Raw genomic sequence first — 24,723 nt, 5'->3', positions numbered from 1 at the left:
GGGAGGTTCCCATCCTCGCGCCGTTCCCGGAGCCTGGTGCGGCGCGCGGCGGGGAGCATGGGAACCTTCCTGTCATCCGGCGATGCGGTTCCCCCGCACCGCGCCGGGTTCCGCGTTTCGTACTCTTCTGTCCTGGCCACCCTGATTCCACGGCCAGGACGTGCAAAACCCCTAGGAGGAAGCGGTGTACTTCACCGACCGCGGCATCGAGGAGCTGGAAGACCGTCGCGGTGACGACTCGGTCACCCTGTCGTGGGTTGCCGATCGAATGCGCGCCTTCGTCGACCAGAACCCCGAGTTCGAGGACGCCACCGAACGGCTGGCGACGTTCCTCGCCCGTGACGACGCCGACGACGAGTGACGACGGCCTGAGCTGCTGTCGGATGAGCCCTGACCTGACCACGCGAGTGGGAGGCGGGGCTCTTCCCGCATCAGCGCCCGGTTCCTGACCCGCGCGCTTCGGAGCAGCCGAGCACGGCGCTCCGCGGAACCTGTTGCTGCCCGCGCATGATCATTGCTAGCCTTTAATCCGATTGCAAAGTGCAATCGGTTCGGCCGCGCGGCCGACGCACACTAGGAGACCGCCTCACATGCGCAAGCTCATCTCGTTCACCGGGGTCAGCCTCGACGGCTACTACAAGCGCACCGCCGGGGAATTCGACTTTCCGCACGTGGACCAGGAGTTCTTCGACTTCTGCAACCAGCAGAACGCGCACCTCGACACGCTGGTCTTCGGGCGCGAGACCTACGAGCACATGGCCGCGCACTGGCCGAACACGACCGAGGGCGACGCCCACGTCATCGAGTTCATGAACAGCGTGCCCAAGCTCGCGGTCTCGTCGACCCTGGAAAGGGCCGACTGGAACAACACCACGCTGGTCCGCGAGGCCCCCGCCGGGACGATCGCGGAGCTGAAGCAGCGGCCGGGCAAGGAGATCGCGCTGTTCGGCAGCGTGCAGCTGACGGCGAGCCTGCTGGAACTCGGGCTGGTGGACGAGCTGCGCGTGATGGTGTTCCCGGTCCTCCTCGGGGACGGCGTCTCGATGTTGTCGACGCTGAGCGAGCAGGTCGAGCTCGAACACCTGCGGACCACGACGTTCCGGTCCGGCAACGTCCTGCTGGTCTACCGGCCTGCCTGACCAGGCCCACCGCCGGTGACAGGAAGGTTCCCATCCTCACCCCAGCACGCGCCCTGACAGAAAGGTTCCCTTCCTCGCCTGAGCTGGGACGACCGGGCGCGGGGTGACAGGAAGGTTCCCATGCTCACGTCACAGGTGGTGGCGGGAGAGGCTGCGGCGGAGCTGGTAGAGGTTGCTGGTGGGCGTGCCCGGGCCGTGGTGGGGGCTGGTGGCCGCGCTCCGCTCGTCGGCCCACTCCTCGTAGATCAGCACGCGGCTGCCGTCGGTGCTGGTGTGGAAGTGCGCCGCGCGCAGGCCCGGCAGGAGGTCGGGCGGTGTTCCGAGCCGGGCCTGCGCCTCGGCCACCAGCCGCTCCGCGTGCTCGAACCCGTCGCTGGCCAGCACGAACACCGCGATGACCTCGCCCTCGGGGCGGTCCGCGGCGGTGCCGCTGGTGCGCAGGCGGTACCTGACCAGCCCCGGTCGTTCGATGCCCGGGACCGCTTCGTCGATGCCCCGCACCAGGGTCGGCCGGCGGGTGCGGACGAACTCGCGGTGCGCGTCGTCGTCAGTCCACTGCGCGTAGTTCAGGACGGACTCGCCGTCCAGGCTCACGAAGCAGTTCAGCGAGCGGAAGGCGTCCGGCCAGGGCGCGAGCTTCCACTCCGCGATCGTCGCGTCCACCGCTGCCCGCTGCCGCTCCGGGGTGTCCACCCGCCACAGGCTCACCAGGACCGTGCCGACGTCGGTTCGGGTGATTTCCGGCAACACGATGTGGTCAGGGTTCATCGGGGTCTCCGCGTGCTCGACGAGGGGTGGCCCCGCCATCCTCGAACTTCCAGCTAGGTGGAGGTCAAGGCCGGGATTGGTGTGACAGGGAGGTTCCCTTCCTCACGTCGGCGGGCGCGGAGGTGACAGGAAGGTTCCCATCCTCGCCTCCCCAGCCCGGCTGCTGTGCAGCGCTGCTAACCAGGCAGTGCAGAAAGTCGAGATGGACGACCCGCCGGGGTCGAGCCAGACTCCGTGCTGATGCAGCCATCGAGAGTGGAGGTACCGTGCGCGCCTTGGTGAAGACCTCGCCCGCGCCCGGCTTGGAGCTGGCGGACGTCCCGGACCCGACCCCGGGGCCGAACGACGTCGTGGTGCGCGTGCTGCGCACCGGGATCTGCGGGACGGACCTGCACATCGCGTCGTGGGACGAGTGGGCCGCGCGCACCGTGCCGACGCCGCTGGTGGTGGGGCACGAGTTCGCCGGGGAGGTGGTGGCCACCGGCAGCGCCGTCACCCGGGCCGCCGTGGGTGACTTCGTCAGCGGCGAGGGCCACCTGGTGTGCGGGAAGTGCCGCAACTGCCTGGCCGGGCGGCGGCACCTGTGCGCGAACACCAAGGGGCTCGGCGTGCACCACAACGGTGCGTTCGCCGAGTTCGCGGTGCTGCCCGAGCAGAACGTGTGGGTGCACCGCAGCGGGATCGACCCGGACGTGGCGGCGATCTTCGACCCGTTCGGCAACGCCGTGCACACCGCGCTGAGCTTCCCGGTGGTCGGTGAGGACGTGCTGATCACCGGCGCCGGGCCGATCGGGCTGATGGCTGCGGGCGTGGCCAAGCACGCGGGCGCCCGGCACGTGGTGATCACCGACGTCAGCGAGCACCGGCTGGAGCTGGCTCGGCGGATCGGCGTGGACCTGGCGGTGGACGTGTCCACCACGCGGCTCGCCGACGCGCAGCAGCAGCTGGACATGAGCGAGGGCTTCGACGTCGCGATGGAGGTCTCCGGCCAGCCCGACGCGCTGCGGGAGACGGTGGCGAACATGGCGCACGGTGGCCGGATCGCGATGCTCGGGCTGCCCGCGGCCGAGTTCGGGGTGGACTGGAGCGCGGTGGTGCTGAAAATGCTCACCGTGAAGGGAATCTACGGCCGCGAGATGTTCGAGACCTGGTACTCGATGTCGGTGCTGCTGGAGTCCGGGCTGGACCTGAGCCCGGTGATCACGCACCGGTTCCCCTACACCGAGCACGCCGAGGCTTTCGAGACCGCCCGCAGCGGTCGCTGCGGCAAGATCATCCTGGACTGGACCGCGGGAGGTTCCGCCTGATGTACACGATCGCCGAGGGGCTGCGCGCCGAGCTGGACGAGATCCGCGCCGCGGGCCTGTACAAGGACGAGCGGGTGCTGGAGTCGCCGCAGAGCGCGCGGGTGGGGGTCGCCGACGCGGAGGTGCTGAACTTCTGCGCGAACAACTACCTGGGGCTGGCCGACCACCCGGCGCTGGTGGCCGCCGCGGAGCAGGCCCTGTCGAAGTGGGGCTTCGGGATGGCCTCGGTGCGGTTCATCTGCGGCACGCAGGCCCCGCACAAGGAGCTGGAGCAGCGGTTGTCGCAGTTCCTGGGCACCGATGACACGATCCTGTACAGCTCGTGCTTCGACGCCAACGGCGGGCTGTTCGAGACGCTGCTCGACGAGCGGGACGCGGTGATCTCCGACGAGCTCAACCACGCGAGCATCATCGACGGGATCCGGCTGTGCAAGGCCCGCCGCGGCCGCTACCGCAACCGGGACATGGCCGACCTGCGGCGGCTGCTGGAGGAGCACGCCGACGCGCGGCGCAAGCTGGTCGTCACCGACGGCGTGTTCTCGATGGACGGCTACCTGGCGCCGCTGGACGAGATCTGTGCGCTCGCCGAGGAGCACGGTGCGCTGGTCGTGGTGGACGACTCGCACGCGGTGGGCTTCACCGGTCCGACCGGTGCGGGCACGCCCGAGCTGTTCGGCGTGACCGACAAGGTTGACGTGGTCACCGGCACGCTGGGCAAGGCGCTCGGTGGCGCCAGCGGTGGTTACGTGTCCGGGCGGGCGGAGATCGTGGAGCTGCTGCGGCAGCGGTCCCGGCCGTACCTGTTCTCGAACTCGCTGGCCCCGGCGATCGTGGCGGCGTCGCTGGCCGCGCTGGACCTGGTGGCCTCGCAACCGGAGCTGCGGCAGCAGCTGCAGGACAACAGCGCCCTGTTCCGGCGGCGGATGAGCGAGGAGGGCTTCGACCTGCTGCCCGGCGAGCACCCGATCATCCCGGTGATGATCGGTGACGCGGCCGAGGCGGCCCGGATGGCGGACCTGCTGCTGGAGGAAGGCGTCTACGCGATCGGGTTCTCCTACCCGGTGGTGCCCAAGGGCAAGGCGCGCATCCGCACCCAGATGTCGGCGGCGCACACCGCCGCGGACGTGGAGCGTGCGGTGGCGGCGTTCGTCGCGGCCCGCGACCGGATGGTTAGCATCGACGGGTGATAGACCCGCGGCGGCTGCTCGTCCTCCGCGCGCTCGCCGACCACGGCACGGTGCGCGCGGCGGCGGAGGCGCTGTACCTGACGCCATCGGCGGTGTCGCAGCAGCTCACCGCGCTGGAGAACGAGGTCGGGCAGCCGCTGCTGGTGCGCCAGGGGCGGCGGGTCCGGTTGACCGCCGCCGGTGAGCTGCTGGTGGAGCACGCCAAGGCGGTGCTGGCCGAGCTGGAGCGGGCCGAAGCCAGCCTCGCGGCGTGCGCGGCGGGGGCCGTGGGCACGGTGGAGGTGGCGTCGTTCGCCTCGGCCATCACTCAGGTGGTGGCCCCGGCCATCGTGGCGCTGCGCCGCCACGCTCCGGACGTGCGGGTCATGGTGCGCGACGCCGAGGCGCACAACAGCTTGATGATGTTGTTGGCCGGGGAGGTCGACATCGCGATCTCGATGGAGTACACGTCCACGCTGCAGGCCGACGCGCGGCGGGTGACCCGCTTCCCGCTCTACGCTGAGCCGTTCGACGTCGTGCTCCCCCGCGACCACGCGCTCGCGGACGCGCCGGAGGTGGCGTTGGCCGAGCTGCGGGACGCGGAGTGGATCGCGCCGCTGCCGGGCAACCCGTGCCGCGCGGTGGCGCAGGTGTGCTGCGAGAACGCGGGGTTCGTCCCGACCATCACGCACACCTCCGACGACTTCCGCGCGGTGGAGGCGCTGGTGGCTGCGGGTACCGGGGTGGCGCTGGTGCCGCGCACCGCGATCTCCGGCGATCTCGGCGCGGTGGCGCGGCCGGTCGCGGGCAAACCGCCCTCCCGGCGCGTCTTCGCCGCTGTCCAGTGTGGACGGGATGAGCACCCGCTGGTGCGCGTGGTGCTGGACGCGCTGCTGGAGCACCCCGGGCCGGGGTGAGTCAGCCGAGCAGCTCGTGGAAGGTGCCCAGCGGGTCCTCCCTGGTCGGCAGGGCGGCCACGAAGGGCAGCAGCTCCCGCTTGGCGACCTCGTGGACGCGGCGCAGCTCGGCGACCGGGTCCGGGTGGTCGTCCACCCGCAGGTCGAGGTAGGGGTGCGGCGCGCCGTTGTTGACGTGCAGCGCAGCGCTCTGCTTGCCGCGCCGGTCGCCACCGGCCCGCTGACCGGCCTCGAGCGCGGCGAGCAGCCTTTCGTGCAGCGGTTCGCCCTCGGTGGCCTCGAACTGCTCGGCCATGGCGTCCACCGTTCGCCCGTCGACGAGCATGTTGCCCGCGACGGCGAAACCGCGGCCCACCCGGTGACCTCGCCACGGGTGGGTGTCGTCGCCGGTGTGCGCGGCGGCGCGGCCGCGCCGGTCCACGACGATCACCTGGCGGGTGTCCGCTCCGGGATCGGCGGCAAGGAGCTCGCGCAGCGCCTCGCCGGCCGAGCGCGTCCGGAGCAGTTCCAGGCCGTCGACGCCGAGCAGCGGGTTGATCAGCGCTTGGGTCGCGATGGCACCGGCCCCGGCGCGCACGTGCACGGCCAGCGAACCGATCGCGGGCATCCGGGTGCTGATCGCGACACCAGCGCAGTCGGCGTCGGCGGCGGCGATCGAGAACGTGCCCGCGTACGGGCCGCGCGGTGTCACCGCCGGTGCTGCCCGTAGGGCACGGCCCGCACGAGCGTCACCTGCGCGGTGCCGCCGTTCGGGACGCTGTAGGTGCGCGTCTCGCCCTGCTTGGCCCCGGACAGCGCCGCCCCGAGCGGCGATTCCGGCGAGTAGACGTCGAGGTCGTCGTCGACGCCGCCGCGGGCGCCGAGCAGGAACGTCTCGGTCTCGCCGTCGTCGAAGCGGACGGTGAGGACCATGCCGGGTTCGGCGATCCCGTCGTCCGGCGGGGCTTCCCCCACCACCGCGTCGCGCAGCAGCTCCTGGATCTCGCGGATGCGGGCGCGCCGCTGCACCGCCTCTTCACCTTCGGATTCGGTGCGGCGGGCGAGCAGCTCGTCGAGCTCCGCGCGCAGCCGGTCGTGGGACTCCTGGGTCAACCAGCGGGTTTGCGCAGTGGTCATCGGTTACCTCGCGTTTCGTGGTCGCAGTTCCTGGACGCGTTCCGACTTCGCGTTCATGGATGGCGTTGATCCGCCGTGGGAGGTGCGGGTGCTTCCCGCGGGCCGGGGCGGCGGGCGCTCAGCGGGAGGTTTTCGCGTCCCGCGAGCTGCAGCGCCTCATCGGCCGGGAACTGCCGGACGGGCCCCTTCCGGGCACGAGCCGGTCACGACGAGCATGTGCGGTATCGCCGACCACGACCAGCCCTCCCGTGCCTGACTCCAGCGTTCCAAGTCCGAGGATGGCCGAGGCGCGAGGCGCACCAGTTGTCGCGGCAGAACAAAAACCTGATCGAATTTGTCCGTTCTGGCCAGCTGCCGGTGCGCCGGGTTGTGCTTTCGCGCGCGCGGGCCGCTCAGAGCGCGGGGTCGAGGACCAGCGTTGCGACGGCGAAGGCCAGGTACAACCCAGGAACGGCGATCGTGGCGTACTCGCCGACTCGCACGTGGGCGATGACGGCGCCGATGAAGAACAGCACGAGCCCGATCGCCGCGGCCACCCCGACGAGCGGGGCGCCCAGCAACCCGAGCAGGAGGCCCAGCGCCCCCGCGGCCTTGAGCGAGCCGAGCACCGGCAGCCAGGACTCGGGGACCTGCACCGCTGCCGAGTTGGCGAGGACGAACTTGGCCCTGGCGAGGTCGGCCGCCGCGATTCCGGCGTTGAGCAGGATCGTGGTGGACGTGACGAGCAGGTGGGCGGTGAGCACTTCGAACCCTCCTCTGCAACAGCTTCCGATCCCAGCCTTGACCCGTTCCCGATTTGTGTCCAATACCTGCACCTATAACCTGACGGCATGGATGTGGACTTGCGGCTGTTGCGTTACTTCGCCGCGGTGGCGCAGGCGGGCAGCCTGACCCGCGCCGCAGAGCTCCTGTACGTCTCGCAGCCCGCGCTGACCAAGCAGGTCAAGCAGCTGGAGGCGCTGCTCGGCGTCCAGCTGTTCACCCGCTCGCGCACCGGTATGGCGCTCACCGAACCGGGCCGTGCCCTGGCCGCGCGGGTGCCCGCACTGCTGGCCGACTGGGAGGAGGCGTTGCGCGAAACCCGGAGCACGGCCAGCAGGGCCGCGCGCGTGCTGCGCGTCGGGTTCCTCGCCAGCGCCGCCAACGAGGCCACGCAGGAGATCGTCGCGGCCTTCGGGCGGCTGCGCCCCGACTGGCGGGTCGACATGCGGCAGGCATCCTGGTCGAACCCGAGCGCCGGGCTCGCCGACGGCGAAGTCGACGTGGCCCTGCTGCGGCTGCCGTTCCCCGGCCAGGAAGCGCTGCGGGTGGCGGTCCTGCTCACCGAGCCCCGCTGCGTGGCGCTGCCGTCAACGCACCCGCTGGCCGAACGCGAGGTGATCGCGCTCGACGACCTGCGGGACGAGCCGTTCGTGGCCGCCCCCGAGGAGACCGGCTGGTGGCGGGACCACTGGCTGGCGGTCGAGGAGCGCGGTGGCGCCCCGGCGCGCATCGGCGCGGTCACCGACCAACCGGACGCCTGGCTCACCGCGATCGCCAACGGCTACGGCGTGGCGCTCGCCCCGGAGTCCTCCGCCCGCTTCTATGCGCGCCCCGGAGTCACCTACCGCCCGGTCACCGGCGTCGCACCGAGCCAGGTCGGCGTCGCCTGGCCCCCGGCCGACGACGACAACCCGGTCGTCCAGGACTTCGTCCGCTGCTGCCTCGACCACACCCCCGGCCCGGGCTGAGCCGCCGGGGCCGCGAGCAAGGGAACCTTCCTGTCACCCGCACCCGTGCGAGCAAGGGAACCTTCCTGCCACCCGCCACCACGCGAGCAAGGGAACCTTCCTGTCACCCGCCACCACGCGAGCAAGGGAACCTTCCTGTCACCCGCCACCACGCGAGCAAGGGAACCTTCCTGTCACCCGTCACCACGCGGCGGGGGCGCCGAACTGCTCGTGGAGCACGTCGGCCAGGGCACCGTCGCCGAACCAGCAGGCCGTCGCGTCGGGGCGGAGCAGCAGCGCGGGGTGGTCCACATCGGACTCGGCGCGGACCGCGTCGACGCGGTCGGCCCAGCCGTCGGGGACCTCCAGCGAGCCGGTCAGGTCCAGCAGGACTCCACGGCCGGAGCGCAGCAGTTCGTGCAGGCGCACCGGGCCGTCGTCGGTGACCAGGTCGAGGTCAGGTACCCTCCCCGCGGCGTCCAGGCCGGACATCATGCCCGCGAGGTGGCGGTTGGTGTCGGGCAGGCGCAGTAGGTCGGTGAAGATCTCGCGCAGCGCCACCACGTCCTCGCTCGGTCGGAGGTCGGCCAGCACTCGCTGCGCCGAGGTGTGGTGCAGCACGCGGGCCGCCGCCGGGTGCCGTTCGGCGTGGTAGCTGTCGAGCAGTCCCCCGGGCGCCCACCCGGCCGCGGTCGCGGCGAGCTTCCACCCAAGGTTGATGGCGTCCTGGACTCCGAGGTTCAGCCCCTGCCCGCCGAGCGGTGGGTGGATGTGCGCGGCGTCGCCCGCGAACAGCACGCGCCCGCAGCGGTACTGCTCCAGTTGCCGGGTCGCGTCGCCGAACTGCGAGGACGTCAGCACTTCGGCGAGTTGGGTGGGTGGGCCGTAGATCGCGGTCAGCGCGCGCTGCACGCCTTCCGGGCTCGGGTCGACGTCTTCGGGGCTCCCGCAGGTGAACCGGTACCGGCCGTCGCCGAGCGGCACCAGCATTCCCCAGTAGCCACCGCCCTCCTGCGTCAGGCTGCTGATGTGCCCGAGGGTGGTGGGCACTGAACCTGATGCTGCGGAGAGCCGGATTTCCGCCAGCACCGCCCGGTACGTGCCGGGGCGCCCGGGGAACGGCACGCCGAGCAGCTTCCGCACGGTGCTGTGCGCGCCGTCGCAAGCGACGACGTACTGGGCGCGCAGCGTTGTGCCACCTGCGGTCACCGACACGCCGGTCTCGTCGGACTCGACCGCCGTCACCGGGTGGCCGCGCAGCACCTCCGCGCCCTTCGCAACCGCCGCGTCTTCCAGCACTTCTTCGAACTCCCACTGCGGGATCGAGATCACCTGGGGGTACCTGGTGCACCACGGTGTGCTGTCGAGTGGGACCGGCAGCAGCGCGAAGTGGCCGCCGACCTCGCCGCGGGGCAGGGCCCGCGCCCGCACGGGGTCCAGCAGGCCCCGCGCGTCCAGCAGTTCGGCCGTGCGCGGTTGCACGGCTCCGCCCTTGGTCTGCTCGACGCGCTCGGTCCGGGCCTCCACGACCGTGGTCCGCACCCCGGCCAGGGCCAGCTCGTGGGCGAGCGCCAATCCGGTTGGCCCCGCTCCGACGACTAGGACGTCCATGGAAGTCCCCCTCAGTGCAAAAGTAGACTGAGTGCAATATAGACCTGGGTGCAAGAGCCGTCTAGACTGCGGGTGTGGACCAGCACCTCGGGCTCCGCGAGCGGAAGAAGCAGCGCACTCGCGAGACCATCTCGGACACGGCGATCGCGCTGTTCCTCGAGCACGGCTTCGACCCGGTGTCGATCACGCAGGTCGCCGAGGCCGCCGAGGTCTCGCGCCGCACCCTGTTCAGCTACTTCCCCGCCAAGGAAGACCTCGTGGTGCACCGCTTCGCCGACCACGAGGACGAGAGCGCCCGGGTCGTGCGCGCGCGCCCGGCCGACCAGTCCCCGCTGGACGCGCTGCGCGCGAACTTCCTGGACGGGCTGCGCCGCCACGACCCGATCACGGGGATCAACGACCATCCCGAGGTGATCGCGATCTACAAGCTGATCCTGGACACACCCGCGCTCCACGCCCGGCTGGTCAAGTTCTACGAGAGCAGCGAACGAGCGCTGGCGGACGCGCTGCGCGAGACCGCCGACCTGCCCGAACTGCCCGCCCAACTCATCGCCGCCCAGTTCAGCGCCGTGCAGCGGACCCTCGCGCTGGACAACTTCCGCCGCGCGGTCGCGGGCACGACCGCGGCCGACGCTTACCCGGACGCTCTCGCCGCCGCCGAACTCGCCTTCGGCCAACTGCGCGACGGCTTGGGCTGACCTCGTGAGCGGCGATGGTCGCTCCAACCACCACCGCCACTCACGACCCCACACCGCCACCTCGTGAGCGGCGATGGTCGCCCCAACCACCACCGCCACTCACGAGTTCGAGTCATCGAATCTGTCCACAGTGGTCCTAGTTGTCCACAGATTTCGCGAAGTGCCTGGCGCTGAGGACGATTCTGGCTGGATCGTGGGTCCATGTTCGAGAATCCGAAGTGGCCTGAGCAGAACTTCAGCACTCCCGAGGACCGTGAGCGGTGGCGGAAGCTGCTCGACGTGCAGTCAGGCGTTGTGAGCACCGAGCAGCTCGCCGACTTCAGCGTGTCCCGGAACGCGCTGCGGGCCCAACTCGCCGCCCAGCGGTGGCAACGGGTCCTACCGGCGGTGTACGCGGTGTTCACCGGACCGCTGCCGAGGTCGGCCTTGATCTCGGCAGCGCTGCTGTACGGCGGGCCGTGGGCGGTGCTCAGCCACCGCACCGCGGCCGAGGTGTGGGGAATGCTGCCGATCGGCGCGGATTCCCCGGTGCACATCACGCTGCCCTACGGCAGTTCCGCGGTCTCGCAGCCGCCGATCGTCCAGGTCCACCGCTCGCGCGCGCACAAGTACCTGGTCGCGCCCTCCGACCCGCCACGGACGAACCGGGAGGACACCGCAATCGACGTGGCAACCGCTGAGACTTCGCCAGAAGCCGCGCGCAACACGTTCGTCCAGCTCGTCGGTGCGAACCGGATTCCGCTGGCACGAGTGCACGACCAACTGGAGCGGAGACCACCGTTCCGCTACTCGAAGGTGCTGCGGAACGCGTTGGACATGATGCTCGGCGGCGCGATGTCCGTGCTGGAAGCCCAGTACCTGGTCCAGGTCGAGCGCGCGCACGGGCTGCCCGCTGGGTCGCGTCAGGTGCCGTTCGACGTCGACGGGATCGTGCTGTGGGAGGACGTGACGTACGACGCCGCGGGAGCGCGGCTCACGGTGCGCCTCGACGGTCGCGAGTTCCACGCCACGGACCGGATCGCATTTCGGGACCGGCGCCGCGACAACGCCGCCGAGCTGGCGGGTCGCGCGCGTCTGGTCTACGGCTGGCAGGAGGTCCACGGCGCACCGTGCGAGGTCGCGGCGGAGGTGGCCGAGGTGCTGCGGCGCGAGGGCTGGCGCGGCAGCACCGCGCCGTGCCCGAAGTGCTCGTGAGCGGCGATGGTCGCCCCAACCACCATCACCACTCACGACCCCACACCACCACCTCGTGAGCGGCGATGGTCGCCCCAACCACCATCGCCGCTCACGAGTGCTGATCAGCGGATTCGCTGGCCCTTGCGCCACACCGAGCGGGTGAGCGGGACGCCTGGGCGGTAGGCGAGCCAGGTGGCGCTCGGCGCTTCCAGGACGTGCACGTCCGCGCGGGCTCCTTCGCGGAGCACGCCGACCGCGCCTTCGCCGGAGTCGCGGCGCAGGGCCTTCGCGCCACCCAGGGTGGCCGCGCGGACCGCTTCCTCGACGGTCATGCGCATCTGCAGGACCGCCGTGGTCACGCAGAAGGCCATGGACGAGGTGTAGGACGAGCCGGGGTTGCAGTTGGCGGCCAGGGCGACCACCGCTCCCGCGTCGAGCAGCGCCCGGGCGTCCGGGAGCGGCTGGCGGGTCGACAGGTCGCAGGCGGGCAGCAGGGTCGCGACCGTGTCCGAACCGGCCAGGGCGTCCACATCGGACCTGTCCAGGTAGGTGCAGTGGTCCACGCTGGCCGCGCCGAGCTCGACGGCCAGCTGCACGCCGGGACCCTGCTGGAGCTGGTTGCCGTGCACCCGCAGCCCGAGGCCGCGCGCCTTCGCCGCCTCCAGGACGCGCCGGGACTGGTCGGCGTCGAACGCGCCGTGCTCGCAGAAGACGTCGCACCAGCCCACGTGCGGGGCCACCGCGTCGAGCATCTCCCCGCACACCAGGTCCACGTAGCTGTCCGCGTCCTCGCCCGGCGGCACCAGGTGCGCGCCGAGGAAGGTGACCTCGTCGGCCGCGGCGGCGACCTCGGCCGAGCGCACCTCGTCGGCGACCGTCAGGCCGTAACCGGTCTTGGTCTCCATGCAGGTGGTGCCCTGGGCGGCGGCCTCGTCGAGGTGCGCGCGCAGGTTCGCGGCCAGTTCCTCGTCGGTGGCCGCGCGGGTGGCGTCGACGGTGACCGCGATCCCGCCCGCCTGGTAGGGCTTGCCCGCCATGCGGGCGGCGAACTCGGCCGTGCGGTCCCCGGCGAACACGAGGTGGCTGTGGCTGTCGACCCAGCCGGGCAGGACCGCGCGGCCCTCGACGTCGACCCGCTCGTCGGCGGCCGGGGCGTCGGCGGCGGGCCCGACCCAGGCGACGCGGTCGCCGTCCAGGACCAAAGCGGCGTCGGTGAGCGTGCCCAGCGCGTCGTCGTTGGTGGTCAGCTCGCCGATCCCGGTAATAACAGTGGTTGCCATCGCTTGCTGGTCCTTGCTCCTAGTACTTCCAGTTCATCGGGGTGTGCGCAGGTCGGAGATCGATTCCCGGAGTTCCCGGGCGGTGTCGACCGCGTGGTGGGCGCGGTCGCGGACGATCCGCCGCCCGTCCACCACCACCTCGCGCACGTCGTCTGCGCGGGCCACGGCCGGGATGGCCCCGGGGGCGGCCCCGGCGAGGCGGGGCGAGCCGAGGTCGATCGCGACGAAGTCGGCGCGGGCCCCGACCTCCAGTCGCCCGGCGTCGGTCCAGCCGAGGGACCGGTGCCCGGCCTCGGCCGCCACGTCGAGCAGGTCGGCGGCGGTGAAGTGGCCGCGGGTCTCGGTGGCCAGCCGCTGGTAGGACTCGATCGCCTGGGCTTCGGCGAGCGGGTCGATCACCGAGTGCCCGTCGCTGCCGATCGACAGCGGACTCCCGGCTACCCGCAGCTGCGGCGCGGGCCCGATGCCGTCGGCCAGGTCCGCTTCGGTCGTCGGGCACAGGCACACCCCGGTGCCGCTGCCGCCCAGCAGCGCCACGTCGCCCGCGGCGAGGTGGGTGGCGTGGACGGCGGTGACGTCCGGGCCGAGCGCGCCGCTGGACTCCAGCAGCTGCGTCGGAGTGCAACCGTGCGCGGCGAGGCAGGCCTCGTTCTCCGCGCGCTGCTCGGAGAGGTGGACGTGCAGGGGTTTGTGCCGCGCCCACTCGACAACTTCCGGGATCGCCTCGCCCGGCACCGCGCGGACCGAGTGCACCGCAGCACCCAGCCGGACCTGCGTATCGTCCACAGTGAACTGGTCCACTCGGGACGACCAACCCGCCGCGTCGCCGTCGGAGAACCGCAGCTGCACACCCTCCAGCTCGCGGCCGAAACCGCCTGCCAGGTAGCAGGTGTCCAGCAGGGTGATCCGGATTCCCACGTCCCGCGCGGCCTGCACCAGCGCCTCGCCCATCGCGTTCGGCTCGGCGTAGCGGGTTCCGCCCGCGGCGTGGTGCAGGTAGTGGAACTCGCCGACGCAGGTGATCCCGGCCAGCGCCATCTCCGCGTACACGCCACGGGCGAGGCGGTAGTAGCTGTCCGGTTCCAGTGCCGCCGCCACCTGGTACATCTGCTCGCGCCACGTCCAGAAGGTGCCGCGAGCGCCGGTGTCCCAGCCGCGCAGCGCCCGGTGGAAGGCGTGCGAGTGCGCGTTGGCCAGCCCCGGCAGCACCATGCCCGGCAGCTGCTCGGCGTCCCCGGCCGGGACGTCGACCGCCACCGCGGTGATCCGGCCCCGCTCGACTTCGAACCGCACGCCCGGCTGCGGCCCCGGCGGCAGCCAGGCCTGTTCGCACCAGTAGGTCGCCACCGCTCAGCCCGCCAGGTCCTGCAGGACGCGGGTGAGCGCGTGTGCGCCTTCGGTGCAGTCGTCGTCCTCGGCGTGCTCCTCCGGGGCGTGGCTGATGCCCGTCGGGTTGCGCACGAACAGCATCGCGGTCGGCACCTCGGCGGCGAGCACACCCGCGTCGTGCCCGGCCCCGGTGGCCAGCGCGGGCGCGTCGCCCAGCAGCGCGCCGAGCCGGTCGCGGAACGCGGGGTCGAAGTGCACGGTGTCGCCGTAGGACTCCTCCACGACCTCCACCTGGCACCCCTCGGCCGCGGCGAACTCCTGTGCCGCCCCGGTCAGGTCGGTCACCATCGCGCGGGTCCCGGCGTCCTGCGGCGACCGGGCGTCCAGCCACACGTCCACAGTGGAGGCGATGACGTTGGTGCCGCCCGGGGTCGGCACCAGCCTGCCCACCGTCGCCCGGCCGTCGGCCACCGACCCGGCGGCGCGGCGCGCGGCCACCACCAGCTCGGCGGCGGGCAGCATCGGGTCGCGCCGGTCGGACAGCAGCGTCGCGCCCGCGTGGTTGCCCTGGCCGCTGAACCGGAACCGCCACCTGCCGTGCGCCAGGATCGAGGAGGCCACCGCGACCGGCCGGTACAGGTCGACCAGCCCGCGCCCCTGCTCCACGTGCAGCTCGACGAACTGCCCGATGCGCCGCAGCGCTTCCTCGTCGCGCCCCACCCGCGACGGGTCGGCCCCGGCGGAGCTCATCGCCTCGGCGAACGTCACGCCGCTCGGGTCGCGCAGCGCGCGGGCCCGGTCGGCGTCGATGGTCCCGGCCAGCAGCCGCGAACCCAGGCACGGCACCCCGAACCGGCCGCCCTCCTCCTCGGCGAACACCACCACGGCCAGCGGTCGCCGCGGGCGGAAACCCCGCTCCCGCAGCAGGTCCACGGCGCTGAGCGAGCTGACCACGCCCAGCGGCCCGTCGAAGGCGCCACCACCGGGCACCGAGTCCAGGTGGCTGCCGGTCACGACCGCGTCGTCGCCGGGCTCACCCCACCACGCCCAGATGTTGGCGTTGCGGTCGGTGGTGACCTGCAGGTCGCGGGCCTCGGCCTGCTCCACGAACCACTCGCGCAGCTGCCGCTCGGCGTCGTCGAAGACGTGCCGCGAGAACCCGCCCCGCCGCCGGTCCGCGCCCACCCCGTCGATCGCCGCCAACAACGCACCCGGTGAAACCACTCCGACTCCTCCCTGCGAACTCGATCGACATCAGACCAGCGGAGTCCGGACGCCGCGCTCCGCCGCGACCTGCTCGGCGCGGGGGTAGCCCGCGTCGACGTGGCGGATCACGCCCATCCCCGGGTCGTTGGTCAGCACCCGCGCCAGCTTCCGCCCGGCCAGTTCGGTGCCGTCGGCGACGGTGACCTGACCGGCGTGCAGCGACCGGCCCATGCCGACCCCGCCACCGTGGTGCAGCGACACCCACGTCGCGCCCGAGGCCGTGTTGACCAGCGCGTTCAGCAACGGCCAGTCGGCCACCGCGTCCGAGCTGTCGGCCATCGCCTCGGTCTCCCGGTAGGGGGAGGCCACCGAACCGCAGTCCAGGTGGTCGCGGCCCAGCACCACCGGCGCCGTGAGCTCACCGGAGGCCACCATGTCGTTGAACCGCTCCCCCGCCTTCGCGCGCTCGCCGTAGCCGAGCCAGCAGATCCGCGCCGGGAGACCCTGGAACGACACCCGCTCCCCGGCCATCCGGATCCACCGCGCCAGGTGCTCGTCCTCGCCGAACAACTCCAGCACCGCCCGGTCGGTCGCGGCGATGTCGGCCGGGTCCCCGGACAGCGCCGCCCACCGGAACGGGCCCTTGCCCTCGCAGAACAGCGGCCGGATGTAGGCGGGCACGAACCCGGGGTAGGCGAAGGCCCGCTGGTACCCCGCCAGCTGGGCCTCGCCGCGCAGCGAGTTGCCGTAGTCGAACACCTCCGCACCGGCGTCGAGGAAGCCGACCATCGCCTCCACGTGCTTGGCCATCGACTCGCGCGCCCGCTCGGTGAACTCCTCGGGCTTGGCCGCCGCGTAGTCGGCCCAGTCCTCCAGCGCGACCCCCAGCGGCAGGTAGGACAGCGGGTCGTGCGCGGAGGTCTGGTCGGTGACGATGTCCACCGGGACCCCGCGCCGCAGGACCTCCGGCACCACCTCGGCCGCGTTGCCGATCACCGCCACCGAGTACGCGCGCCGCTGCTCCTTGGCCGCCACCGCCTTGGCGATCGCGTCGTCGAGGTCGGCGGCCACCTCGTCGAGGTAGTGGTGGCGGACGCGGCGGTGCGCCCGCTCCGGGTCGCACTCCACGACCAGCGCCACGCCGTCGTTCATGGTCACCGCCAGCGGCTGCGCGCCGCCCATCCCGCCTAGTCCGGCGGTGAGCGTCAACGTGCCCGCCAGCGACCCGCCGAACCGCTTGGCGGCCACCGCGCCGAACGTCTCGTAGGTGCCCTGCAGGATGCCCTGCGTTCCGATGTAGATCCACGACCCGGCGGTCATCTGCCCGTACATCATCAGGCCGAGCGCGTCGAGGCGGCGGAACTCCTCCCAGTTCGCCCAGTCCCCGACCAGGTTCGAGTTGGCGATGAGCACCCGCGGCGCCCACTCGTGGGTCCGCAGCACCCCGACGGGCTTGCCGGACTGCACCAGCAGCGTCTCGTCCTCGCGCAGGTCGGTCAGCTCCCGCACCATCGCGTCGAAGCACGCCCAGTTGCGCGCGGCCTTCCCGGTGCCGCCGTAGACCACCAGGTCGTCGGGCCGTTCGGCGACTTCCGGGTCCAGGTTGTTCTGCAGCATCCGCAGCGGCGCTTCGGTGCTCCAGCTGCGCGCGGTCAGGGTTGTGCCGCGCGGGGCGCGCACGGGTCGGGCCTGGCTCATGACACCCTCCGTTCGACTCGTTCCGGGTTCACCACTTCGAGGTCCACGGGCGGCCTCACAGGTACCGGGCTGCGGTGGATCGCACCGCGCCGGACCGGATCAGGTCTTCCGCCGCGGCGATCTCCGGCGCCACGTGCCGGTCGGGGCCCGGGCCGGGCACGCGGGTGCGCAGCAGGTCCCGCACGGCCGCCGTGGCCGGGGCGGGCTCCAGCGGCGCGCGCAGGTCCAGGGCGCGGGCGGCGGTGAGCAGTTCGACAGCGAGCACGCTGGTCAGCGCGTCGACGCCGCGGCGGAGCTTGCGGGCCGCCGACCAGCCCAGCGACACGTGGTCCTCCTGCATCGCGCTGGTCGGGATCGAGTCCACCGAGGCCGGGACCGCGAGCCGCTTGAGCTCGCTGACCAGCCCGGCCTGGGTGTAGTGCGCGATCATGTGCCCGGAGTCCACGCCAGGGTCGTCGGCCAGGAACGCGGGCAGCCCGTGCGACCGCGCCACGTCGAGCATCCGGTCGGTGCGGCGCTCGGCCATGCTCGCCACGTCGGCCAGCGGGATGGCCAGGAAGTCCAGCGCGTAGGCCAGCGGAGCGCCGTGGAAGTTGCCGTTGGACTCCACGCGCCCGTCGTCGAGCACCACCGGGTTGTCGATGGCCGCGGCGAGCTCCCGGTCCGCGACCGCCTCCGCGTGGCGGGCGGTGTCGCGCGCCGCGCCGTGCACCTGCGGGGCGCAGCGCAGCGAGTACGCGTCCTGCACCCGCGTGCAGTCGGGGCCGCGGTGGCTGGCGACGATCGGCGACCCGGCCAGCAGCGCCGCCATCCGCGCCGCCGACACCGCCTGCCCCGGGTGCGGGCGCAGCCGCTGCAGGTCGGCGGCGAAGACCCGGTCGGTGCCCAGCAGCGCCTCCACGGTCATCGCCGCGGTCACGTCCGCCACGTCCAGCAGGGCGGCGAGGTCGTGCAGCGCGAGCACCAGCATGCCGAGCATGCCGTCGGTGCCGTTGGTCAGCGCCAGGCCTTCCTTCTCCGCCAGCACCACCGGCTCGACACCTGCCTCGGCGAGCACCTCGGCCGCTGGGCGCCGGGCTCCCGCGGCGTCGAAGACCTCGCCCTCCCCGGTCAGCGCCAGCGCGACCGCGGCCAGCGGCGCGAGGTCCCCGGAGCAGCCGAGCGAACCGAACTCGTGCACCACGGGCACGATGCCCGCGTTCAGCAGGGAAGCCAGCGCGTGCGCGGTCGCCGGGCGGACCCCGGTGCGGCCGGTGGCGATGGTGCGCAGGCGCAGCAGCATCTGCGCACGCACGACCTCCAGCTCGACCGCCGTGCCGCTGCCCGCCGCGTGCGAGCGCACGAAGGACTGTTGGAGCGCCGCGCGCCGGTCGCCCGGGATGTGCCGCACCGCCAGCGCCCCGAAGCCGGTCGAGATCCCGTAGACGGGGCGGGCCTCCGCGGCGAGGGCGTCGATGTGCTCGCGGGTGGCGGCGATGGCCTGCTCAGCGAGCGGCGTCAGCACCACCCGGGCCCCGTCCCGGGCGACCGCGACCACCTGCTCGCGGGCCAGCGGCCCCGGCCCCAGGTCCAGCGCGTCGACTCCCATCCCTCCATACCAACGCCACGAGGCGATTCGCAGAAGCCCGGATAGGGTGAGACCGTCTGGTATCCCAGACTGACGGGGAGGTGCGGTGAGCGGCAGCAGCGACGTGCCCGCGCTGCGGCGGGGCCTGGCCATCCTGCGGCTGCTGGCCGGGCGGGCCGGGCCGGTCTCCGCCGGGGTCATCGCCCGCGACCTGGACCTGCCGCGCTCCACCACCTACCACCTGCTGTCCGAGCTGGTGGCGGCCGGGTTCGTCACCCACCTGCCCGAGGAGCGCCGCTACGGCCTCGGCATGGCGACCTTCGAACTCGGCTCGGCCTACCTCCGCCACGACCCGCTGGAACGCCTGGCCGGACCGCTGCTGCGCCGCCTGGTCGACGAGGTCGGCTCCACCGCGCACCTGGGCGTCCTGCACGGCGGCGAGTCGCTCTATCTGATCAAGGAACGCCCGTCCCAGCCGCAAACCCTGGTGACCGACGTCGGGGTGCGCCTGCCCGCCCAGCTGACCGCCTCCGGCCGCGCGGTGCTCGCCCACCTGCCCGCCGCGCAGGTCCGCGCCGTCCTGCCCACCAGCGAGCGGTTCGTCCGCCGCACCGACCGAGGCCCCCGCAACCTCCCCGAGCTGCGCCGCCTGCTGGCCACCGAGCTGCGCCGCGGCTGGGCGGTCGAGGACGGCTTCGTCACGGCGGGCTTCGCCTCGGTGGCCTGCCCGGTGTTCGACCACGGAGGCCACCCGATCGCCGCGATCAGCGTGACCTTCCGCCACCCCTGCGAAGGCCCCGAGTGCGAGAACACCTGGCCCGACCTAGCAGCCCAAGTCCACCGAACAGCAGCAGAACTGACCAACCGCATCAGCGGACGAACCACCTGAACCAAGAACCACACCACCCCCGGACGCACGTCCGAGGGGTGGTGGTCGGTCACAGCGTCAGAGGCCGGCTCCGGCGATGAACTCCTTCGCCAGGTCCGCCGGGTTGGCCTTGTCCACCTCCAGGCGGCGGTTGAGGTCCGTCAACTCCTCCGTGGTCAACGCTCGGGAAACCTTGTTCAGGGCTTCCACCTGCTGCGGCGTCAGCTTGTCCTTGTGGACCAGGGGGACCACGTTCTGGGCGGGGAACATGTTCTTCGGGTCGTCCAGCTTCACCAGGCCCTCCTCCGCGATCTGGGAGGACGTGGTGAACAGGTTCGCCACCTGGATCTGGTCGTCGACCAGGGCGTTCACCGTGATGGTGCCCGCCTCCACGGGGCGGATCTCCTTGAAGGTGCAGCCGTAGTCCTCGGCGATCTTGGCTTCCCAGCGGGACTTCCACTCCGCCGGGGCGCCCAGGACCAGCTCACCGCAGCGCGGGCCCAGGTCGGTCATCGAGCGCAGTCCGCTGTTCGCGGTGGCGGCGGTGACCGTCAGCACGTCGGAGTCCTCCGCCGGGGACTGCTCCAGCAGGTCCACCTCCGCCGGGAGGGTCCGCTCCAGCTGGTCGTAGACCTGCTGGGTCTCGGTGGCCGTGGCCTGCGGGTCCAGGTACGCCAGCAGGTTCCCGGTGTAGTCGGGCACCACCGAGAGCTCCCCGTTGCGCACCGCGTTCACGTAGAACTCGCGGGCGCCGATGCGGGGTTTGGTCTGCACGTCGGCGCCCGTGGTCTTCAGCGCCTCCGCGTAGATGTGCATCAGCAGCTCGCTCTCCGCGAAGTCCGCCGACCCGACGACCACGGTGCCGCCCTGGTCCCCGTTGGCCGCCAACGGGTCCTGCGATCCGCAGCCGGTCAGCAGCAGCGCCGCCGCAGCTGCGCACACCAGCAACCGCTTCATCAGTCCTTACCTCCTCGTCGGGCGGCCAGCTGCAGCCCTCTCGGCACCAGCAGCCGGGTCGCACCGGCCAACACCAGGTCGAGCAGCACCGCCAGGACCGCGATCACGATCGCGGCCGAGGCCATCTGCGCGTAGTCGCTGATCTTCAACCCGTCCAACAGGATCCGCCCCAGCCCGCCGAGGCCGACGTAGGCGGCGACGGCCGTGGTGGCCACCACCTGCAGCATCGCGCTGCGCACCCCGCCGAGCACCAGTGGCACCGCGGTCGGCAGCTCCACCTGCCACAGCCGCTGCGCGGCGGTCATGCCCATGCCCTTGGCCGCGTCCACCGCGTCGGCCGGGGCGTTGCGGACGCCCGCGTAGGCGCCGGACAGGATCGACGGGATGGCCAGGACCACCAGCCCGGCCAGCGCGGGCAGCTCGCCGAGCCCGAAGCCCAGCACCAGCAGCGTCACCAGGCCCAGGGTGGGCAGCGCGCGCATCGCGTTGCCGACCGCGACCACCAGCACCGAACCTCGCCCGGTGTGTCCGATGTAGACGCCCAGGGGGATGGCCACCAGCGAGGCCGCCGCCACCGACACCACGCAGTAGTAGAGGTGCAGCAGGGTCTGGGCCAGCACGCCGCCCGGTCCGGTCCAGTGCGCCGGGTCGGTCAACCACGCGATCAACTCGCCGATCACGTCGCGCCCACCCCCGTCCGCGCCCACGGTGTGGCCAGCCGCCACAGCAGCACCAGCAGCAGGTCCACCACCAGCGCCAGCAGCAGGGTCAGCACGATGCCGATGACGATCTGCATCGGGTAGTCGCGCTGGAAGCCGTCGGTGAACAACCGGCCCAGCCCGCCGATGCCGACCAGCGCGCCCACGCTGACCATGCTGATGTTGCTGACCGAGGCCACCCGCACCGCCGCGCCCAGCACCGGCACCGACAGCGGCAGCTCGACGGTGAGGAACCGCCGGGCGGACCGGTAGCCGAGCGCGGTGGCGGCGGCAACGATGTGCCCGGGCACCGAGTCGAGCGCGTCCTTGACCGGGCTGACCAGCAGCGCCGCGGTGTAGAGGGTCAGCGCGATGACCACGTTGACCGAGGACAGCAGCGGGGTGCCCAGCAGGCCGGGGATGATCACGAACAGCGCCAGGGACGGGATCGTGTAGACGACGTTCGCGGTGCCCTGCAACGCGCCGCGCAGCCAGCGCACCTGCTGGGCCAGCCGGCCGAGCGGCAGCGCCAGCAGCACGCCGAGCAGCAGCGGCAGCAGGGCCAGGTAGATGTGCTCGGCGAGCTGGCCGAGCACCAGCTCGCGGTTGCTCGGGCTGCTGAAGTAGTCGATCACGGCAGCCCCTCGGGCCGGCGGTGCCGCTCGATCACGCCGAGCACGTGCTCGGCGGTGACCACGCCGACGTACCCGCCGTCGCCGTCGACCACCACGCCGAGCCCGGTCGGCGCGGACAGCGCGGCGTCCAGCGCACCGCGCAGCGGGGCGCCCCGCGAGTACAGCGAGCCGCCCGCGACGAGCCGGTCCTCGGTCAGCGGTCCGTCCACTTCGGTCTCCGGCGGCAGCCAACCGCGCGGCCGCCCCGCCCCGTCCAGCGCCAGCCGCCACTGCTGCTGCCGGTCCACCCGGGTGCCGAGCTCGACGGTGGCCACCGGCTGCGGCTCGATGCTGTCGGAGTCCACGAAGGACAGCCGCCGGTAGCCGCGGTCGCGGCCGACGAACCCGGTGACGAAGTCGTCGGCCGGTTCGGCCAGCAGGTCGTCGGGTTCGGCGTACTGGGCGAGGTGGCCGCCCTGCCGCAGCACCGCGACCTTCTCGCCGAGCTTGATGGCCTCGTCGATGTCGTGGGTGACGAACAGGACCGTCTTGTCCAGCTCGTCCTGCAACCGCAGCAGCTCGTCCTGCAGGCCTTCCCGGACCACCGGGTCGACCGCGCTGAACGGTTCGTCCATCAGCAGCACCGGCGGGTCCGCCGCCAGCGCCCGCGCCACCCCGACGCGCTGCTGCTGCCCGCCGGAGAGCTGCGCCGGGTAGCGCTTGGCCAGCTCCGGCTGCAACCCGACCAGCTCCAGCAGCTCCCCGGCGCGCTTGCGGGCGTCCTGCTTGCTGCGGCCGTGCAGCAGCGGCACGGTGGCGATGTTGTCGAGCACGGTGCGGTGCGGGAACAGGCCCGCCTGCTGGATCACGTAGCCGATGCCGCGGCGCAGCTCCGCCGGGTCGCGCTCGCGCACGTCGGTGCCACCGACGAGCACTGTGCCCGACGACGGGTCGATCATCCGGTTCACCATCCGCATCAACGTGGTCTTCCCGCACCCGGAAGGACCCACCAGCACGGTGATGGTGCCTGTCCGCACCGACAGGCTCAGCTCGTGGACGGCGACGGTGCCGTTCTGGTACTCCTTGCGCACGGCCTGGAACTCGATCAACCGAGCCCCCTCATGTCAGGTCTGTTCAGCAAGCGGTCTGTGCCGCTTCTTCTTGCCGGTGGGCAGGTTCGGCGCTCACACCGCTGCGCACAACGACCACTGGAGCACCCCCTTGTCGCGGTCCGCCCCCCCACCAAACCTGGCCGACCCTAGCTCGATCGGTGCAATCCTGCGATCGCCGAGACCTACGCGTGATCTCGTTCCGGCTGCTGGGAGCGCGGGTCGCAAGCGGGCACCGTAAGCTGATTCACCCGATGAACACTGCTCCGCATGCCACTCCTGATCCCATCGACGCCGTGCAGGGACTGCTCGCCGACGCCGGTGTGCTCGCGCGCCGCCTGCGCGAGGTCCTCGCGCAGCTCACCGGCGAGCCCGTCGAGTTCGACGAGCTGGTGCGCCGCACCGCGGTCACCCGGCGCACCGTCGAGGACCTGCTCGCCGCGATCGGCCCCGACCTGGAATCCACCGGCACCGCCCACCGGCTGACCGCGCAGGCCCGCGACCGCTACCGGGAGCGCTTCGCGCTGGACGAGCTGGGCGCGTCGGCCCCGACCGGGCCGGAGCAGGTGGCGCTGATGCGCGGGTTCATCGACGGCGGGCCGGAACCCGCGGTCGCGCTGGACCACGTCACCGCCACCCCGGAGACCGCGCTGCGGCGCGCCGAGTGGCTGCGCGACAACTACGACCTGCGCGGCGCCAACGTGCTCTGCGTGGGCGACCACGACCTGACCTCGCTGGCGCTCGGCCTGGTGGCGCCGTCGGTGCCGGTGACCGTCGTGGACGTCGACGAGCGCATCCTGCAGCACATCGACACAGTCTCCGCCGAACGCGGTTTCGACGTCCGCACCCTGCACGCCGACCTGCGCTTCGGGGTGCCGCCGGTGCTGGAGGGCTGGGCCGACCTGGTGTTCACCGACCCGCCCTACACCCCGGAGGGCGTCGGCCTGTTCGCCACCCGCGCCGCCGAGTGCCTCGCCGGGCCGCAGAGCCGGCTGCTCGTCGCCTACGGCTACAGCCCGCGGACCCCGGCGCTGGGGCACAAGGTGCAGCAGGAGCTGCTCCGGCTGGGCATGGTGTTCGAGGCGATCCTGCCGCGGTTCCACCGCTACTTCGGGGCGCAGGCCATCGGCAGCGCCAGCGACCTGTACGTGTGCCAGCCGACCGCGCACACCCGCAAGCTCGCGCTGCGGCAGGCGCCCGGCATCTACACGCACGGGCCGCAGTCGGTGGAGGCGATCGAGGCGACCGCGCCGCCGGAGTTCCTGACCGCGATCGGGGAGCGCCTGGGCACCCGGGTCAACTCGCTGCGCGATCCCGGTTGGTCGCGCCCGATCAACCGCCAGCAGCAGCCGCCGGTGTACGACCTGCGGTCGGCCCCGGGGCCGTGGCTGCTGCGCATGCTGCTGGCGGGCAACACCGACCGGCTGGCGTTCCTGGTGGACAACAACCACCCGGACATCACCAGCGAACGCGCCCAGCGCGCGCTGTCCGAGCTGGTCGCGCCGAAGTACCGGCTGCGCTTCCACCGCAGCACGCCGAACTCCCGGCACGCCCTCGTGGTGGCCGACCTGGTGGAACCGGACTCGGTGGCCGGTTACCTGCTGCAGCGCGCGCACGGCAAGGTCGGCAACGTCTGCCGGGAGGGCCTGATCGCGCACGTCGACCCGGAGCTGACCAAGCGGGTGGCCAAGGAGCGCGTGGTGGCGCTCGCGCCCAGGACGTCGGACCTGGACCTGCGGCTGATCGACCTGCCCCGGCACCGCATCGCCGAACTGCTGGCCAAGCTCTAG

The 24,723-nt window shown here is 72.4% G+C and carries 24 protein-coding genes; 10 read left to right on the top strand and 14 right to left on the bottom strand.

Annotation, left to right across the window (positions count from 1 at the left end):
- The first annotated feature begins 184 nt into the window (after window positions 1–184).
- Window positions 185–361: a DUF6104 family protein gene (locus ABT324_RS00275; protein WP_093157878.1), complete on the top strand. Its 177-nt coding sequence runs from the start codon at window positions 185–187 to the stop codon at window positions 359–361.
- A 229-nt stretch (window positions 362–590) separates the two neighbouring features.
- Complete coding sequence (locus tag ABT324_RS00270; protein ID WP_351169087.1) at window positions 591–1,139, top strand: dihydrofolate reductase family protein; 549 nt, start codon at window positions 591–593, stop codon at window positions 1,137–1,139.
- Window positions 1,140–1,268: 129 nt separating this feature from the next.
- On the opposite strand, the gene ABT324_RS00265 is transcribed toward ABT324_RS00270, so the two are convergent.
- Window positions 1,269–1,907: a hypothetical protein gene (locus tag ABT324_RS00265; protein ID WP_351169084.1), complete on the bottom strand. Its 639-nt coding sequence runs from the start codon at window positions 1,905–1,907 to the stop codon at window positions 1,269–1,271.
- Between the two features lie 266 nt (window positions 1,908–2,173).
- On the opposite strand from ABT324_RS00265, the gene tdh reads away from it, so the two are divergent.
- The 3 genes from tdh to ABT324_RS00250 are packed head-to-tail and all read left to right on the top strand — an operon-like array spanning window position 2,174 to window position 5,297.
- On the top strand, window positions 2,174–3,214 hold the full coding sequence (tdh, locus tag ABT324_RS00260; protein WP_351169081.1) for an L-threonine 3-dehydrogenase: 1,041 nt from the start codon (window positions 2,174–2,176) through the stop codon (window positions 3,212–3,214).
- Window positions 3,214–4,401, top strand: a complete 1,188-nt coding sequence (locus tag ABT324_RS00255; protein WP_351169078.1) for a glycine C-acetyltransferase — start codon at window positions 3,214–3,216, stop codon at window positions 4,399–4,401. Before tdh ends, ABT324_RS00255 begins: the two co-directional genes overlap by 1 nt.
- The gene (locus ABT324_RS00250) at window positions 4,398–5,297 is read left to right on the top strand and encodes a LysR family transcriptional regulator (RefSeq protein ID WP_351169075.1); all 900 of its coding nucleotides are present in this window, start codon (window positions 4,398–4,400) and stop codon (window positions 5,295–5,297) included. The genes ABT324_RS00255 and ABT324_RS00250 overlap by 4 nt, the downstream gene beginning before the upstream one ends.
- Before the next feature lies 1 nt (window position 5,298).
- Here the strand turns inward: ABT324_RS00250 and ABT324_RS00245 are convergent, their stop codons facing one another.
- The 3 genes from ABT324_RS00245 to ABT324_RS00235 all read right to left on the bottom strand — a co-directional run bounded on the left by ABT324_RS00245 (window position 5,299) and on the right by ABT324_RS00235 (window position 7,156).
- Window positions 5,299–5,988 (bottom strand): DUF1028 domain-containing protein, encoded by a 690-nt coding sequence (locus ABT324_RS00245; RefSeq protein ID WP_351169072.1) that lies wholly within the window; start codon window positions 5,986–5,988, stop codon window positions 5,299–5,301.
- On the bottom strand, window positions 5,985–6,413 hold the full coding sequence (locus ABT324_RS00240; protein ID WP_351169069.1) for a GreA/GreB family elongation factor: 429 nt from the start codon (window positions 6,411–6,413) through the stop codon (window positions 5,985–5,987). The genes ABT324_RS00245 and ABT324_RS00240 overlap by 4 nt, the downstream gene beginning before the upstream one ends.
- 392 nt (window positions 6,414–6,805) lie before the next feature.
- Window positions 6,806–7,156 carry a DoxX family protein gene (locus tag ABT324_RS00235; protein WP_351169066.1) on the bottom strand — a complete coding sequence of 117 codons (351 nt, stop codon included), beginning with the start codon at window positions 7,154–7,156 and terminating at the stop codon, window positions 6,806–6,808.
- 87 nt (window positions 7,157–7,243) lie between these two features.
- On the opposite strand from ABT324_RS00235, the gene ABT324_RS00230 reads away from it, so the two are divergent.
- Entirely contained in the window at window positions 7,244–8,143 is a 900-nt protein-coding gene (locus ABT324_RS00230; protein WP_351169063.1) for a LysR family transcriptional regulator, read from the top strand.
- Between the two features lie 180 nt (window positions 8,144–8,323).
- Here ABT324_RS00230 and ABT324_RS00225 read toward each other — a convergent pair whose 3' ends face one another.
- Entirely contained in the window at window positions 8,324–9,733 is a 1,410-nt protein-coding gene (locus ABT324_RS00225; protein ID WP_351169060.1) for an FAD-dependent oxidoreductase, read from the bottom strand.
- Window positions 9,734–9,807: 74 nt separating this feature from the next.
- Between ABT324_RS00225 and ABT324_RS00220 the strand changes: the two genes are divergently transcribed.
- Together ABT324_RS00220 and ABT324_RS00215 are read left to right on the top strand one after the other, a co-directional pair.
- Window positions 9,808–10,431 carry a TetR family transcriptional regulator gene (locus ABT324_RS00220; protein ID WP_351169057.1) on the top strand — a complete coding sequence of 208 codons (624 nt, stop codon included), beginning with the start codon at window positions 9,808–9,810 and terminating at the stop codon, window positions 10,429–10,431.
- A gap of 201 nt (window positions 10,432–10,632) precedes the next feature.
- Window positions 10,633–11,625, top strand: coding sequence for a hypothetical protein (locus tag ABT324_RS00215; protein ID WP_351169054.1), 993 nt, complete (start codon window positions 10,633–10,635; stop codon window positions 11,623–11,625).
- A 104-nt stretch (window positions 11,626–11,729) separates the two neighbouring features.
- Here ABT324_RS00215 and hutI read toward each other — a convergent pair whose 3' ends face one another.
- Genes hutI through hutH form a run of 5 tightly spaced genes read right to left on the bottom strand, consistent with a single transcriptional unit; the run spans window position 11,730 to window position 18,708 of the window.
- Window positions 11,730–12,887, bottom strand: coding sequence for an imidazolonepropionase (gene hutI, locus ABT324_RS00210; protein WP_351169051.1), 1,158 nt, complete (start codon window positions 12,885–12,887; stop codon window positions 11,730–11,732).
- 33 nt (window positions 12,888–12,920) lie between these two features.
- Window positions 12,921–14,234: a formimidoylglutamate deiminase gene (locus ABT324_RS00205; protein ID WP_351169048.1), complete on the bottom strand. Its 1,314-nt coding sequence runs from the start codon at window positions 14,232–14,234 to the stop codon at window positions 12,921–12,923.
- Between the two features lie 3 nt (window positions 14,235–14,237).
- The gene (locus ABT324_RS00200; protein WP_351169045.1) at window positions 14,238–15,440 is read right to left on the bottom strand and encodes an allantoate amidohydrolase; all 1,203 of its coding nucleotides are present in this window, start codon (window positions 15,438–15,440) and stop codon (window positions 14,238–14,240) included.
- Window positions 15,441–15,470: 30 nt separating this feature from the next.
- Window positions 15,471–17,120, bottom strand: coding sequence for a urocanate hydratase (gene hutU / locus ABT324_RS00195; protein ID WP_351169042.1), 1,650 nt, complete (start codon window positions 17,118–17,120; stop codon window positions 15,471–15,473).
- A 55-nt stretch (window positions 17,121–17,175) separates the two neighbouring features.
- Window positions 17,176–18,708 (bottom strand): histidine ammonia-lyase, encoded by a 1,533-nt coding sequence (gene hutH, locus ABT324_RS00190; protein WP_351169039.1) that lies wholly within the window; start codon window positions 18,706–18,708, stop codon window positions 17,176–17,178.
- An 85-nt stretch (window positions 18,709–18,793) separates the two neighbouring features.
- On the opposite strand from hutH, the gene ABT324_RS00185 reads away from it, so the two are divergent.
- Entirely contained in the window at window positions 18,794–19,576 is a 783-nt protein-coding gene (locus ABT324_RS00185) for an IclR family transcriptional regulator (RefSeq protein WP_351169036.1), read from the top strand.
- A 57-nt stretch (window positions 19,577–19,633) separates the two neighbouring features.
- Here ABT324_RS00185 and ABT324_RS00180 read toward each other — a convergent pair whose 3' ends face one another.
- From ABT324_RS00180 to ABT324_RS00165, 4 genes are read right to left on the bottom strand one after another with little or no spacing between them, the layout of a single operon-like run.
- Window positions 19,634–20,512, bottom strand: coding sequence for an ABC transporter substrate-binding protein (locus ABT324_RS00180; protein ID WP_351169033.1), 879 nt, complete (start codon window positions 20,510–20,512; stop codon window positions 19,634–19,636).
- Window positions 20,512–21,192 (bottom strand): ABC transporter permease, encoded by a 681-nt coding sequence (locus tag ABT324_RS00175; protein WP_351169030.1) that lies wholly within the window; start codon window positions 21,190–21,192, stop codon window positions 20,512–20,514. Before ABT324_RS00175 ends, ABT324_RS00180 begins: the two co-directional genes overlap by 1 nt.
- Window positions 21,189–21,845: an ABC transporter permease gene (locus tag ABT324_RS00170; RefSeq protein WP_351169027.1), complete on the bottom strand. Its 657-nt coding sequence runs from the start codon at window positions 21,843–21,845 to the stop codon at window positions 21,189–21,191. The genes ABT324_RS00175 and ABT324_RS00170 overlap by 4 nt, the downstream gene beginning before the upstream one ends.
- The gene (locus tag ABT324_RS00165; RefSeq protein WP_351169024.1) at window positions 21,842–22,933 is read right to left on the bottom strand and encodes an ABC transporter ATP-binding protein; all 1,092 of its coding nucleotides are present in this window, start codon (window positions 22,931–22,933) and stop codon (window positions 21,842–21,844) included. Before ABT324_RS00165 ends, ABT324_RS00170 begins: the two co-directional genes overlap by 4 nt.
- 254 nt (window positions 22,934–23,187) lie before the next feature.
- On the opposite strand from ABT324_RS00165, the gene ABT324_RS00160 reads away from it, so the two are divergent.
- Window positions 23,188–24,723, top strand: coding sequence for a bis-aminopropyl spermidine synthase family protein (locus ABT324_RS00160; RefSeq protein WP_351169021.1), 1,536 nt, complete (start codon window positions 23,188–23,190; stop codon window positions 24,721–24,723).

This window comes from Saccharopolyspora sp. NPDC000359, from assembly GCF_040300525.1.
In the GTDB taxonomy this organism is placed as follows: Bacteria; Actinomycetota; Actinomycetes; order Mycobacteriales; family Pseudonocardiaceae; genus Saccharopolyspora.
This window is presented reverse-complemented; position numbering and strand designations above follow the sequence as displayed.